12 protein-coding genes are annotated in these 13,666 nt (G+C 66.2%); 10 read left to right on the top strand and 2 right to left on the bottom strand.

Features of this window, described 5'->3' with window-relative positions; all coding sequences use genetic code 11:
- Positions 1-121 precede the first annotated feature (121 nt).
- Positions 122-1,182 (bottom strand): IS630 family transposase gene (locus ACFQXB_RS19335; RefSeq protein WP_377406863.1). Its coding sequence is split into 2 segments (ribosomal slippage): positions 122-687 and positions 687-1,182, totalling 1,062 coding nucleotides; the frame shifts between segments, so codons are not numbered across the junction.
- A gap of 367 nt (positions 1,183-1,549) precedes the next feature.
- Between ACFQXB_RS19335 and ACFQXB_RS19330 the strand changes: the two genes are divergently transcribed.
- From ACFQXB_RS19330 to ACFQXB_RS19320, 3 genes are all read left to right on the top strand, one after another.
- The gene (locus ACFQXB_RS19330) at positions 1,550-3,313 is read left to right on the top strand and encodes an acyl-CoA dehydrogenase (RefSeq protein WP_377406862.1); all 1,764 of its coding nucleotides are present in this window, start codon (positions 1,550-1,552) and stop codon (positions 3,311-3,313) included.
- An 88-nt stretch (positions 3,314-3,401) separates the two neighbouring features.
- The gene (locus ACFQXB_RS19325; protein WP_377406861.1) at positions 3,402-4,163 is read left to right on the top strand and encodes an electron transfer flavoprotein subunit beta/FixA family protein; all 762 of its coding nucleotides are present in this window, start codon (positions 3,402-3,404) and stop codon (positions 4,161-4,163) included.
- Complete coding sequence (locus tag ACFQXB_RS19320; RefSeq protein ID WP_377406860.1) at positions 4,163-5,086, top strand: electron transfer flavoprotein subunit alpha/FixB family protein; 924 nt, start codon at positions 4,163-4,165, stop codon at positions 5,084-5,086. The genes ACFQXB_RS19325 and ACFQXB_RS19320 overlap by 1 nt, the downstream gene beginning before the upstream one ends.
- Before the next feature lie 263 nt (positions 5,087-5,349).
- On the opposite strand, the gene ACFQXB_RS19315 is transcribed toward ACFQXB_RS19320, so the two are convergent.
- Positions 5,350-6,108: a FadR/GntR family transcriptional regulator gene (locus ACFQXB_RS19315; protein WP_377406859.1), complete on the bottom strand. Its 759-nt coding sequence runs from the start codon at positions 6,106-6,108 to the stop codon at positions 5,350-5,352.
- Positions 6,109-6,348: 240 nt separating this feature from the next.
- On the opposite strand from ACFQXB_RS19315, the gene ACFQXB_RS19310 reads away from it, so the two are divergent.
- Genes ACFQXB_RS19310 through ACFQXB_RS19280 form a run of 7 tightly spaced genes read left to right on the top strand, consistent with a single transcriptional unit; the run spans position 6,349 to position 13,634 of the window.
- Positions 6,349-7,581, top strand: coding sequence for a CaiB/BaiF CoA transferase family protein (locus ACFQXB_RS19310; protein ID WP_377406858.1), 1,233 nt, complete (start codon positions 6,349-6,351; stop codon positions 7,579-7,581).
- Between the two features lie 43 nt (positions 7,582-7,624).
- A complete protein-coding gene (locus tag ACFQXB_RS19305; protein ID WP_377406857.1) occupies positions 7,625-8,917 on the top strand; it encodes an acetyl-CoA hydrolase/transferase family protein in 1,293 nt (430 codons plus the stop codon).
- Positions 8,914-9,684: an enoyl-CoA hydratase/isomerase family protein gene (locus ACFQXB_RS19300; protein WP_377406856.1), complete on the top strand. Its 771-nt coding sequence runs from the start codon at positions 8,914-8,916 to the stop codon at positions 9,682-9,684. Before ACFQXB_RS19305 ends, ACFQXB_RS19300 begins: the two co-directional genes overlap by 4 nt.
- A 13-nt stretch (positions 9,685-9,697) precedes the next feature.
- Positions 9,698-10,861: an acyl-CoA dehydrogenase family protein gene (locus ACFQXB_RS19295; RefSeq protein WP_377406855.1), complete on the top strand. Its 1,164-nt coding sequence runs from the start codon at positions 9,698-9,700 to the stop codon at positions 10,859-10,861.
- Complete coding sequence (locus ACFQXB_RS19290; RefSeq protein WP_377406854.1) at positions 10,861-11,742, top strand: HpcH/HpaI aldolase/citrate lyase family protein; 882 nt, start codon at positions 10,861-10,863, stop codon at positions 11,740-11,742. The genes ACFQXB_RS19295 and ACFQXB_RS19290 overlap by 1 nt, the downstream gene beginning before the upstream one ends.
- A 2-nt stretch (positions 11,743-11,744) precedes the next feature.
- On the top strand, positions 11,745-12,158 hold the full coding sequence (locus ACFQXB_RS19285; protein ID WP_377406853.1) for a PaaI family thioesterase: 414 nt from the start codon (positions 11,745-11,747) through the stop codon (positions 12,156-12,158).
- A gap of 51 nt (positions 12,159-12,209) precedes the next feature.
- Positions 12,210-13,634, top strand: a complete 1,425-nt coding sequence (locus ACFQXB_RS19280; protein ID WP_377406852.1) for an MmgE/PrpD family protein — start codon at positions 12,210-12,212, stop codon at positions 13,632-13,634.
- Positions 13,635-13,666 lie beyond the last annotated feature (32 nt).

The raw sequence follows: 13,666 nt of genomic DNA, 5'->3' as shown, positions 1-13,666 counted from the left end.
TTCATGGATGCCCTCTCGTTTCTCTTGTGACTTCAGCATCACAAGCTTGGCGCACTTCGACGCCGTTGGGGAGAGAGCGGCATCCACCCCATCTCCAGCGCATAATACCAGCGCCTGCTGATCAGAACCCATGGGCCCAGGTGCGGAGGCCGATCGACCTGATCCTCCAGGGCTGGTCCATGAGCTCGTTCCAGGCATCGCAGCAGTGGGCGACGATGTCGTCGTAGCCGCGGAAGACCCGGTTCGAGAGCCAGTTGTCGCGCAGGAACTGCCAGACGTTCTCGACCGGGTTGAGCTCGGGGGAGCGGGGCGGCAGCGGCAGGAGGGTGATGTTGTCCGGCACGACCAGTCTGCTCGAGAAATGCCACCCGGCCTGATCCAGGATGAGGATGGCATGGGCGCCCGGCGCGACCGCGGCGCTGATCTCGTGGAGATGCGCCTGCATTGCGGGCGTGTCGCAATAGGGCATAACGAGGCCGGCCCCCTTGCCCGCTTCGGGGCAGATCGCGCCGAAGATGTAGGCCCACTGGGTGCGCTGGTCGTGGGGCGCCCGGGGCCGGGTGCCGCGGCGGGCCCAGCGGCGGGTGATCTTGTTTTTCTGCCCGATCCGCGCCTCGTCCTGGAACCAGATCTCTATGGGCGTGCCGGCGGGCAAGCCGCACTGGATCGCCGAGATCGAGTCCGGAAGGCTTTTTTGAACTGGTCCGCTGCCTCCGGATCCTGCGCGTAGTGCCGCGGCCGGGCGGAGAGCTTCGCATAACCCATCGCCCGCAGCTCCCGGCCGAGCGTCTGCCGGCTGACCGACAGGCCGAACCGCTCCCAGAGCCACTGCACGAGGTCGACGAGGCGCCATCGCACCACCCCGTCGAGATAAGGCTTCGGCCCCGCTTCGACCGCGGCGCCGAGCGCCGCGCGATGCTCCGCCTGCAGGAGCGGCGTCTTGCCAGGCGCCTTGCGGTCGACCAGCCCCGACGGGCCTTCCGCGTTGAACCGCAGCACCCAGTCCCGCACGATCTGCAAGGTGACGCCACCGATCCGCGCCGCCCCCGTCCGCGAGCCCCCGTCGTAGATCGCCGCCAGAGCCAGGAGCCGCCGCGTCTGCCGCGCATCCCGGCTTGCTCTCGCGAGCCGCCGCAAGTCGTCCGCGCCGTAATCCGACCTCAGCTCAATCGCCGCCGCCATGAAGAACCTCCCCCGTTCTCCATGTTGAATCAGCTCGGCCGGCCGCTGGGAATCCCCCTCGTGAGTCAGCCTCAGGAGGCGCTGGTATAAGCTATTGTTTTACTAGGTAAGACGACTTTCGGCCTGGCTCGTCGTGACGCGTCAGGGAGAGCGGGATCCGCCCCATATGGGAGCAGTCTTCTACAGCGGAAGAAGCCTGATCCCGCCCACGATATGATATAAATGATTTGACAGACCGACGCGCGTTGCCTAAGACGAACCTAAGGAGGAGCTGCGCAATGGAACACGCCCACCTTGGAGTGCATGATCTGCTCGCCTCCGTGTGGCCGGTAAAGAGGCAGCTGGTCCGGGCTGATCAGGGTGGAACATGAATGACTATAATCCGCCCCTTCGGGAAATTAAATTCGCTCTCGATTTCTTCGGAGAACTGCCGCGGATCGCTGCGCTGCCGGGCTACGAGGCAGCGACGCCTGACCTGATCGACAGCATACTGGCTGAGGCGGCAAAGATCGCGGCCGGCGTGCTTGCGCCTTTGAATCACACGGGCGACCTGGACGGCGCCAAGCTGACCGAAAGAGGCGTGCGCACCACTCCCGGCTGGTCGGAGGCCTGGTCCACGCTCATCGAGGGCGGCTGGAACGGCCTTTCCTTTCCTGAAGAGCTGGGCGGGATGAACCTGCCGCAGGTGCTGAACCTGGCTGTCCAGGAGATGTGGCATTCGGCCAACATGGCTTTCGCTCTCTGTCCCATGCTGACGCAAGGTGCCGCCAATGCGATCGCCCTCTACGGTTCCGAGGACCAAAGGTCGCGCTTCCTGCCGAAGATGGTCTCGGGCGAATGGACAGGAACCATGAACCTCACGGAGTCGCTCGCCGGCTCCGACCTAGCCGCGGTTCGTACACGCGCCGTGCCCGAGGGCAATCACTTTCGGGTCTCGGGGCAGAAGATCTTTATCACCTACGGTGATCACGACCTGACCGACAACATCATCCACATGGTACTTGCTCGGGTTCCAGGCGCTCCGGCGGGCGTAAAGGGCATTTCGCTCTTCATCGTACCAAAGGTGCTTTCGGACGGAACGGCAAACGACGTCAAATGCGTCTCGCTCGAGCACAAGCTCGGGATCCACGGCAGTCCCACCGCCGTTCTGGCCTTTGGCGAAGCCGGAGGCGCCATCGGCGAGCTCGTCGGCGACAGGGGCCGCGGGCTAGAATACATGTTCGCAATGATGAACCATGCCCGGCTGGACGTCGGGCTACAGGGCCTCGCCATTGCCGAGCGCGCCTATCAACAGGCCCGATCCTACGCACGCGCACGGAAACAGGGCCGCCCCGTTGGCTGGACCGGCGACGGCGTCGGCATCGTTGAGCACCCGGACGTGCGGCGGATGCTGATGGAGATGAAGTCGCGGATCGAGGCGATGCGAGGCCTGCTCTACCAGGTCGCTGCGGCTCACGATGTGGCCCGCGCCCACCCGGACCCGGAGGCCCGCGCCGCGGCGCGGCGCAGAGTCGGCTTGCTCACCCCGATCGCCAAGGGCTGGTGCACCGAGAGCGGCATCGAGATCGCTTCGCTCGGCATGCAGATCCACGGTGGCATGGGCTACATCGAAGAGACTGGCGCCGCCCAGCACTGGCGCGACAGCCGAATAACCACGATCTACGAGGGCACGACCGGAATCCAGGCCAACGACCTGGTCGGCAGAAAAGTGATCCGGGACGGGGGCGCAGTGGCCTCCGACCTGATCGGCTCCATCGCTGGAGAGGGTCGAGCGCTTGCAGGCGGGCCCCTCGCAATGGAAGGCACGGCGCTGGTCCGCGCCGCCGACGCCGCCCTCCAAGCGGTCCGCGTGCTGCTCGAAGGAGGGACGACGGATCCACGCCTGCCTTATGCCGGCGCCGTGCCCTTCCTGCACCTGATGGGGACCTTGGTAGGCGGACATGCCCTCATCCGGGGAGCCGCTGCCGCAAACGCCGAGGCCGACAGTGGCAACGACGATCCCTGGTGGACGGCGCGGATCGGGCTCGCCCGGTTCTATTCCACCCACGTTCTCCCTCAGGTAGCTGCGCGGCTGACAGCCGTCACCGAGGGCGCCGCAGCGGTGTTCGCCTTCGACGAGGCGCTGTTGTGACCAGCTCTTGAAGTAGCTGATCGAACAAGCTGCCGAGACCGGCGCTGCTCACGGTCTCAAGGCTAATGACGCAATCTAGAGAGGCACGATGAAGATTTTGGTAACTGTCAAGCGGGTGATCGACTACAACGTCAAGGTGCGGGTGCGGGGCGACGGCTCGGGCGTCGACCTCGCCAACGTCAAGATGTCGATGAACCCGTTCGACGAGATCGCCGTCGAGGAGGCGATCCGGCTCAGGGAGAAGGGCGCCGCCTCCGAGATCGTAGCGGTCTCGATCGGCGTGAAGCAGGCCCAGGAGACGCTCCGGACCGCGCTCGCCATGGGCGCCGACCGTGCCATTCTGATCCAGGCCGCCGAGGACGTCTCGACCGACATCGAACCGCTCGCGGTCGCCAAGCTGCTCCGCGCCGTCGTCGAGGCCGAGCAGCCCGGCCTCGTGATCGCGGGCAAGCAGGCAATCGACAACGACATGAACGCGACGGGCCAGATGCTCGCCGCCCTGCTCGGCTGGCCGCAGGCGACCTTCGCCTCTGAGGTCGCGGTCGAGGGCGAGGAGGCCGTCGTGACCCGCGAGGTCGACGGCGGGCTCCAGACGATCCGCGTCAGGCTCCCCGCCATCGTGACCACCGACCTGCGCCTCAACGAGCCGCGCTACGCGAGCCTGCCGAACATCATGAAGGCGAAGAAGAAGCCGCTTGAGGAGAAGACCGCCGCCGACTACGGCGTCGACGTCGCGCCGCGGCTGAAGGTGCTGAAGACCGTCGAGCCGCCCACGCGCAAGGCGGGGGTCAAGGTCGCCTCGGTTGACGAGCTCGTCGACCGGCTCAAGAACGAAGCGGGGGTGCTCTGATGACAGTGCTCGTCTACGCCAAGCACGACAACCACGCCCTGAACGACGTCGTGCCGAAGACCGTGACCGCGGCGCGCACGCTCGGCGAGGTGCACCTGCTCGTCGCGGGCGAGAACTGCGCCGGCGTCGCCGAGGCCGCGGCCGCACTCGACGGCGTGACGAAGGTGCTCCACGTCGAGGGGGCGCAATATGCCCACCGCCTCGCCGAGCCGCTCGCCGTGCTCGTGGAGCGCCTCGCCCCGCCCTACGAACACATCGTGTTTCCGGCGACGACCACCGGCAAGAACGTCGCACCCCGCGTTGCGGCGCTCCTCGACGTGATGGTGATCTCGGACGTGGTGGCGATCGAGGCGCCGGACACCTTCGTGCGGCCGATCTACGCCGGCAATGCTCTCCAGACGGTGCAGTCGGCCGACGCGAAGAAGGTGATCACGGTGCGCGGCTCGGCCTTCGCTGCGACAGGCAGCCAGCCGCCCGCTCCCATTGAAGTCGCAGAGGCGGCCGATGACCCTGCGCTCTCGACCTGGGTCGAGGACAAGGTCGCGGCCTCGGACCGGCCCGAGCTCGCCTCGGCGAAGATCGTGGTCTCGGGCGGCCGCGGCATTGGCTCCGAGGAGAACTTCCGCATCGTCGAGAACCTCGCCGACAAGCTCGGCGCCGCGGTGGGCGCCTCGCGCGCGGCCGTCGACTCCGGCTACGCCCCCAACGACTGGCAGGTCGGCCAGACCGGCAAGGTGGTGGCGCCGGATCTCTACATCGCCATCGGCATCTCGGGCGCGATCCAGCATCTCGCGGGCATGAAGGACAGCAAGATCATCGTCGCGATCAACAAGGACGAAGAGGCGCCTATCTTCCAGGTCGCCGACTACGGCCTCGTCGGCGACCTGTTCCAGATCGTGCCCGAGCTCGAGAAGAAGCTGTGACCTAGCCGTCGTACCGCATGCTGGATTAGATCGTTTGGCGCCTCTCTGGATGACGCGAGCGGGAGACTGTTCAGGGTCGCAGTCCAGATGCCCTTGCGGGAGCGAGAGCGGACCTAGCCATAGCAGCCTCACGCTAGCGCGATCGGCATCTCTGTCGTGCGCAGTTGGACCAGTGGTCGACTATGTGGAGCGATCTCTGAGGAGGACCCGGGGAGACCAAACGGTCGGCGAGCTGATGCCGCGTCGCCGGCAGAGTCCTCAACTCACTCGATAGAGTTTGCGGCCTTGTAGGTGATGCGCGTAGGCTCGGCCAAGCGCGCTCCAAAGCGCGCTCGCAGTAGATCGTCCAACTCACCCAGGTGATCAGACATGGCCCGTTGTGCGGCATCGGGATCCCGCTGCCGGCATGCCTCAAGGATGCGCCTGTGAGCCTGGATGATGTGGGACCGATTTCTCCTGCTATACCTAATATTCGCAGTTTCTCCACTCGCCATGATGCTTATGGTCAGCCAAAAAGCTTCAAGAACTGGATTGAGGGATGCTTTCGCGATGGCCGAATGGAACTTTCTGTTCTCGTTGTAGATCGTCTGATCCGAGCAATCAGTTGATTCCATCGCGAGAATTGTCTGCTCCATCTCACTGAAATGCGCTTCAGTCCCATTCGATGCGGCATCACGAACCAACGCGGGTTCGATTGCTATCCGAGCCTTGAGGACCTCAGCGAACGGGACGTTGTTGAGCCGAAGGTAGACGGACATCGCATGAGCAATTACGTCCACCTTAGGTCTTGTCACGATAATTCCCCCGCCAGGTCCGGGGCGCAGGGTCAGGACGCCTTGGGATTCCAGTATACGCAGACCTTCGCGTAGTGTTGGGCGCGAAACGTTCATCTGCGCTAGAAGTTCGGCCTCCGTGCCGAATGAGCTGCCGGGCCTGAGATCGCTGTTAATTATGCGGCTAAGCAGCATCCGCGCTACCTGTTCCGTCTTATTCAATGAAACTGGCGAAAAAATCTCATTCATTCTCCACCTCGATTACTCAGCCAACGTAAGCGGCCTCTCCCGTCAATGCCCTTCTGCAGTGCCACATCGAACCATATGATATAACTGTTTAGAGAGGCAAGTCGATTGTGGCCAGCGACGTCACCACGGCCGCGAGAATCGCACAGGGGGGTTGACGATCCCGCGTAATAATCTATATGATTTATCGGACGAGGATGATCGCTGGGTCGTGGCAGTTTTGAACTGCCCGCGGAGGTAAGGATGCTGGAGCGCGCATTGGAACACGCAGAGCAAGAGGCGGCGCAGGGCTATCCACTTGAGGGGCTGACGGTTCTCGACCTCACGCAAATTTACAACGGGCCCTACGCAACCTTCTTGATGGCGCTGGGTGGAGCCAAGGTGATCAAGGTCGAGCCAAGAGCCGGAGAAAATCTGCGCAGCCGGGGTGATCTGGGCGGGGTTGCCTATCCCTTCGCAATGCTGAACTCGAACAAGAAGCCGGTGACGCTAAACCTGAAGTCTGAGCGCGGCAAGGACTTGCTCCGGCAGATGGCGAGCAAGGCCGACGTGCTGGTAGAAAACTTCTCCCCTGGGGTGATGGAGCGGCTCGGACTTGGGGCAGAGTCGCTGCTCAAGATCAATCCGCGGCTGATCTACGGGTCTAGCTCCGGCTATGGTAGCGACGGTCCCTATCGGAACTACCCCGCTATGGATCTGGTGATGCAGGCGATGTGCGGGGTGATCAACTCCACGGGGTTTCAGGATGGCCCGCCCGTGAAGTCCGGTGCCGCTCTCTGCGACTTTTTCGCGGGCATCCACCTGCACTCAGCCATCATGATGGCGCTTTACCACCGCGAGCGAACTGGTACCGGAAAGATCGTCGAGGTCAGCATGCAGGACGCCACCTACTGTTCCCTGGCGTCGAACTATGGAATGTATCATGCGCTGGGAGATGCCGCGCCCGAACGCACGGGCAATCGGCATGGTGGGCTGGGCGTGGCGCCCTACAACGCCTACCCGGCCAGGGACGGCTACGTCGTCGTCAACGCGCCGGCGGACCACCACTGGCAGTCCATCCTCAGGGTCATCGGGCGCGAGGACCTGAAGGACGATGAGCGGCTGAAGACTAGGGCCGCCCGCGTCATCAACCACGAGCAGGTCGACGAGTTGCTCGAGACCTGGATCCGGACCCGCACCAAGGACGATGCGGCCGCCGCCATGCTGGAGCAGTCGGTTCCCTGCGCGCCCGTGCGCAACCTCGGCGAGGTGATGAACGACCGCAACATGCTCGCCCGCGGCGCGCTGCAGGCGATCGATCACCCCGATCTCGGTCACGTGAACCTTCCGCACACGCCGCTGAACATCAGGGGCGTGCCGCGCATCCCGATCGAGCCGAGCCGGCCGCTCGGGGACGCCAACGAGGAGGTCTTCGTCAAGTGGCTCGGGCATTCTCGGGAGGATCTCGAGCGCCTGGAGGGCGAAGGCGTCATCTAGCGTTATGCGTTCCAACCCTTGCGCAGGACGGGAGCTGAAGCCGTTGCCACCACCGTCGTCAGAGTTTGATTTCGCTCAGGTCATTCGCGCCGGGGACAGCGTCATCTGGCCGCAGGGCACCGGCGAGCCAACCGGGCTCTCGGGCAAGCTGATCGCCGGCGCTGCCGGCCTGCCGCCGTTCACGCTCGTGGTCGGGATGGTGACGACCCAGACCCTGGCTGATGCGGATGGAAAGAACCCGAGCTTTCTCTGCCTGAACGGTGCCGGCGGTGCGCGCAAGGCGGTGGCCCTGAGCGGCGGGCGGGTCGTGCCGGCGCACGTTTCCTCCCTGCCGGGACTGATCCTGTCGCGGCGGATCCCCGTCGACGTGGTGCTGATCCGCGTGCGTCCCACAGCTAACCCCCACGTCCTTTCGCTCGGCGTGATGGCTGATTTCGTCCACGAGATGGTGGAGGCGGCGCGGGTCGTCGTAGCCGAGATCGACGAGCGGATGCCGCTCACGCGCGCCGACGCCCTGATCGAGGCGTCGAGGATCACCCATTTCACTACCGCCGACGGCGTTGAGCCGCTGCTGCCCGATCCCGAGCCCTCGCCGACCGACATCGCGGTCGCCCGCCGGGTCGCCGCGCTGATCCCCGACCGCGCGACCGTGCAGTTCGGGGTCGGCGGCCTGCCGGTCGCGGTCTGTGCGGCGCTCAAGGACCACAAGGACCTCGGGCTGCACAGCGGGGTCATACCCGAATGCGCCCTGGACCTGATCGAGGCCGGCGTCGTCACCAACGCGCACAAGGGGCTCGACCCCGGCGTGACCGTGACCGGAGGCCTGTTCGGAGCCACGCGCCTTAACGCCTTTGCCCACGAGAACGACGCGATCGCGCTCCGCCGGGCGACATACACCCATTCGCCGAGGACGATGGCCGGCCTCGAACGGCTGTACACGATAAATTCCTCGATCGAGATCGACCTCAGCGGGCAGGTCAACTCCGAAATGGCTGGAGGCCGCTACGTCGGAGCAGTCGGCGGGCAGATCGACTATGTGCGCGGGGGTCGGCTCTCCCCCGGTGGGCGCTCGATCATCGCTATGGCCTCGACCACCCCCGATGGACGCCACTCGAAGATCGTCGTCAGCCTCGGCGACAGGCCGGTCACGACCGCACGGTCCGACGTCGATCTGGTGGTAACGGAGTACGGAGTGGCGGACCTCTGGGGGCTCGACCTGCGCGCCCGCGTCGAGGCTCTGATTGCGATCGCGCACCCCGACTTCCGCGAGGATCTCGAGCGCGGGGCCGCCGGCGATGTGGCCAAGACAGATCGAAATACCGGAGTGGTGGGATGATTGACCAACTGATTGTCGAATGGCCGACCAAGAAGGTTTGCGTCCTGCGGCTGAACCGTCCCGGGGTCTACAACGCGCTCAGCCGGGCGCTGACCGACGCGTTGCGCGAGGCGGTCGCGGGCCTTACGGCCACAGAGGCGCGGGTCATGATCCTCGCCGCCAACGGTCCCGGTTTCTGCGCCGGCGCCGACCTCAAGGAGCGCAAAGGCATGAGCGACTCCGAGAAGTATGCGCACAACCGCGCCATCAACGCGCTCGCCAACGAGATCGCCGCGCTGCCGATTCCCACGGTCGTGGCGATCCAGGGAACGGCGCTCGGCGGCGGCATGGAGATTTCCCTGGCTTGCGACCTGCGCTTCGCCGCCGCCGGCATCAAGATCGGCCTTACCGAGGCGCGCATCGGCGCGATCCCGGGGGCGGGCGGCACCCAGCGCCTGCCGCGGCTGATCGGCACCGCCCGGGCCCTCGAGATGATGATCACCGGCGAGCCCATCACGTCGGAACGGGCGGCCGAATGGGGCCTCGTCAACGCCGCGGTCGCGTCGGCGGAGTTGATGGACCACGTGATGACCTTCGCCACCGTCGCGGCCAGCCGTTCGCGCCGCAGCGGCGCGCTGCTCAAGGACGCGGTCTACCGCGGGGTCGAGCGTCCGCTTCAGGACGGTCTCGAGATCGAGCGGGCGGCCATCGCCGAGATTCTCGCATCTGACGACTATAGGGAAGGGCTCGCCGCCTTTGCCGAACGTCGCCAGCCGGTCTTCAGCTAAGGAGGGGACGTTCATGAAGCTTGCGCTCACCGACGAACAACGGGCCATGGTGGATAGCGTCCGCCAGCTCGCCCAGGAGAAATTCAAGGGCCGCGTCCACCGCTGGCAGGACGGCACCTTCCCGCACGAGAACCTCAAGGAGCTCGCCGACATTGGCGTGCTCGGCATGGCGGTGCCCGAGGAGTTCGGCGGCCTCGGGCTGCCGGTCCTCGACTGTGTGCTGGTGCTCGAGGAGGTGGCCAAGGTCTGCTACGTGACCTCGATGGCCGCGATGGCCGCGATGGGCGCCCAGAACCGGATCATCGCCAACTACGCGCCCAAGCACATCCAGGAGAAGTTCCTGCCCGGCGTGGCCACCGGCGAGGTGATCCTCGCGATCTGCATGACCGAGCCGCATGCCGGCACCGACGTTGCCAACTACAAGACCAACACGGTCATCAAGGGCGATACTGTGGTGCTGAACGGCACCAAGACGCTGATCTCGCGGGCCGACGAGGCGCACTGTTTCATCGTCTTCACCCGCGTCGACGGGCGACCCGGCCGCGAGGGGATCGGCTGCGTTCTCGTCGATCCGGCGGTTGCCGGCTTCGAGGTGACCGCCCGCTATCACACGATGGGCGGCGAGAACCTGGCCGAGATCCAGTTCAAGGACATGGAGCTCCCCCGCGAGAACCTGATCATCGAGGGCGACGGGATGAAGAAGCTCCTGACCGCCTTCAACACCCAGCGCTGCATGAACCCCTCCGTTTCGCTCGGCCTCGCCGAGGGCGCCTACGAGGAGGCGGTCAAGTACGTGCGCGAGCGCGAGATCTTCGGCCGCCCGACCGGCACCATGCAGGGCATCCGCTGGAAGCTCGCCGACATGGCGCGCGAGATCGAGGTCAGCCGCTCGATGCTCTACCGCGCGGCGGCCTCGGCCGACCCCTTCCCCGACCCCTACCTCGCGGCGATCGCCAAGATGCAGGTGAACGAGATGGCGATCAGGGTGACGAGCGACGCGCTGCAGGTGCATGGCGGCTACGGCTTCACCGACGAGTACCCAGTGTCGCATTTCTACCGCGGCGCGCGCTACGGCACGCTCGGTGGCGGCGCGACCGAGACGCTCAAGGATCTGGTGGGCCGACGGGTCTACGAGCACTTCCCGGCCGACGGCTTCCTCAGCTTCGGGTTGATGTGATGACGGAACCTGCGATCAGGTCGCTGCTGTTCGTGCCGGGTGACAGCGAGAAGCTGATAGCCAAGGCGCTCGCCTCGCAGGCGGACGCCGTCATCGTCGACCTGGAGGACTCGGTCGCGCCCGAGAACAAGGGGCGCGCCCGCGACGTGACGGCCGAGGTCCTCGGCGGGCGCGAACCCGGGGGCAAGCCGGTCTTCGTCCGAGTGAATGCCTTTGATACCGGGATGACCTGCCACGACCTGGCGGCGGTGGTCGGCGTGTCGCCCTGGGGAGTCGTGCTGCCCAAGTGCGAGAGCATGGCCGAGATCGCCCGGCTGTCGCACCAGCTCGAGGCGCTCGAGGCGCGCGAGGGCGCAGAGACCGGCGCCACCCGGATCATGACTGTCGCGACCGAGACGGCGGCAGCCACCCTGCGCCTCGGCGCGGCGGAGGCGGACCCGACGGGGCGGCTCTGGGGCATGCTCTGGGGAGGCGAGGACCTGTCTGCGACCCTCGGCGCGCAGACCAACCGCGACGACGCCGGCAGCTACACTTTTCCCTACCAGTTCGCGCGATCGCAGTGCCTTTTCGCCGCCAACGCCTTGGGCGTGGTGGCGGTCGACTCGGTCTACGTCGATTTTCGCGACCCCGAAGGGCTGGCGGCCGAGACCCGCCAGGGCCTGCGCGACGGCTTCAGCGCCAAGGCAGCGATCCATCCGGCCCAGGTCGAGATGATCAACGAGGTGATGACCCCGACGCCGGAACAGCTCGACTGGGCAAGGCAGGTCACGACGCTGCTGCAAGACCGGGCCGTGGCGCGGATCGGGAGCAAGATGGTTGACCTCGCGCACAAGCGCATCGCCGAGCGGCTGCTGACCCGAGCTGCCGCGCTCGGACGCTGATCATGGGGGTGGACGTGCAGTCATTCGAGAAGGACGGCTGGCAGCCGCTCGCCGACGATACCTTCATCGGCGGCATGGGCGAGGTGCTGGAGCGGCGTCGCGACGGCCTGGTCGAGATAGCCCTGCCCACAACGGAGCGGCACAAGAACCTCAGCGGCGTCGTCCATGGCGGCGTCGTCATGGCGCTCTTCGATCGGGCGATAGGCGTGAACTGCCGCGACGCCAGCCCGAACGAGCGGATGGCGACCGCTACCATCACCATCAACCTGATGCGGCAGGTCCGCGTCGGCGACTTCATCGAGTTCCGCTGCCGGCTTCGGAAGAAGGGCCGCAAGGCCTACTTCGCGGATGCCGAAGCCTGGGTCGCCGACAAGCTGGTCGCCACGGCGACCGGCGTCTGGATGAAGGTCGCCTGATCGCGCCCCTCGGGCGGCGCACAAAGAACCGAGGTTTGAGAGGAGAACGCCATGGCTGCCAAGGACACGACCGCGGACACCGACACCCGCGCGGATTTCGCCGCGGAGTTCTCCGCTTTCGCGGCCGGGCTGGACATGAAGGATCTCGCTCCGGAGGTGCTCGACGCAGCCAAGGCGAACATCTTCGACACGATGGCCTGCGCGACGGCCGGGATCTCCGCCGTCGGCGTCCGGGATCTTGCCGGCCTCGTCGCCGACTGGGGCGGCAAACCCGAGGCTTCCGTCTGGTGCACAGAGATCCGCGTTCCCGCGCCGATGGCGGCCTGGGTCAACGGCATGATGTCCCATGCTCGTGACTTCGACGACACCCACGACGCGGCCGTCCTCCATGCCGGCGTTTCGGTGATCCCGGCAGCCGTCGCCGCCGCCGAGGCGACCCCCGAAGCGACCGGCGCGGATCTCCTCGCCGGCGTCGTCGTCGGGCTGGAGCTGATCTCGCGCCTCGGCCTCGCCACCACGGTAGGGATCATCGAGAGCGGCTACATGTACACCTCGCTCTTCGGCCATTTCGCCGCCACCGCCACTGCCGCTCGGGTGATGCGGCTGGACGCGGCACAGACGCAGAACGCCCTCGGCATCGCCTACAGCCAGGCGGCGGGCAACCACCAGGTCACCCGCGACGCGGCGCTCACCAAGCGGATCCAGCCGGGGTTCGCCGCCAAGACCGGCCTCATCTCGGTCGCGATGAGCAAGCTCGGTATCCGCGGGGCGCAGAACAGCTTCGAAGGCGTCGACGGCCTGTTCCGGACCTACCTGCACAACCGCTACGACCCGGAACGGCTGAGGCAGGGCCTCGGCCGGACCTTCGACTTCACCGAGCTCAGCTACAAGCCCTATCCCTGCTGCCGGTTCAATCACACCGCCATCGACGCCGCCCTCGCATTGCGCGACGAGCTCGGCGGCGATCTCGCCGACATCCAGGCCATCCGCGTCGGCGTGAACAACCAGGCCTACGAGGCGGTCTGCACTCCGCCGGCAATGCGCCGGGCGCCGAAGACGATCGTGCAGGCACAGTTCTCGATCCCCTACACGGTCGCCTGCGCGCTCGTCACCGGCGGCGTCCGCCTGACCGACCTCTCCGACGATGCCCTGTCGCGCCCAGACGTCCTGGCGATTGCCGGCAGGACGGAGTGCGCGGTCGACGCCGGCATCGAGGCGGAATGGGGCCGGACGGTCACGCCGGCGCAGGTCGACATCGTCACCGCGCGCGGCACCTTCTCGCGGCGAGTCGACGCTCCCAAGGGCAATCACGAGAACCCGATGAGCAGCGCCGATTTCGACGCCAAGATGGCGGGGTGCCTCGAGGCGAGCGGCCTCGACTGGCCCGACGGCACCGTCGCCGCGTTCCGAGCGAAGGTCGAGGGGCTCGAGTCCGCGCCGCGCGCAGCGAGCATCCTGGACGCCTTCAGACGATAAGGACCAACCGCCCTGCAAGGCACCTCTTAATC

It is taken from the genome of Halodurantibacterium daqingense (genome assembly GCF_042666235.1).
Classification (GTDB): Bacteria; Pseudomonadota; Alphaproteobacteria; order Rhodobacterales; family Rhodobacteraceae; genus Halodurantibacterium; species Halodurantibacterium daqingensis.
Note: the sequence above shows the minus strand (reverse complement) of the source record. Positions and strands in the feature narration are given on the sequence as shown.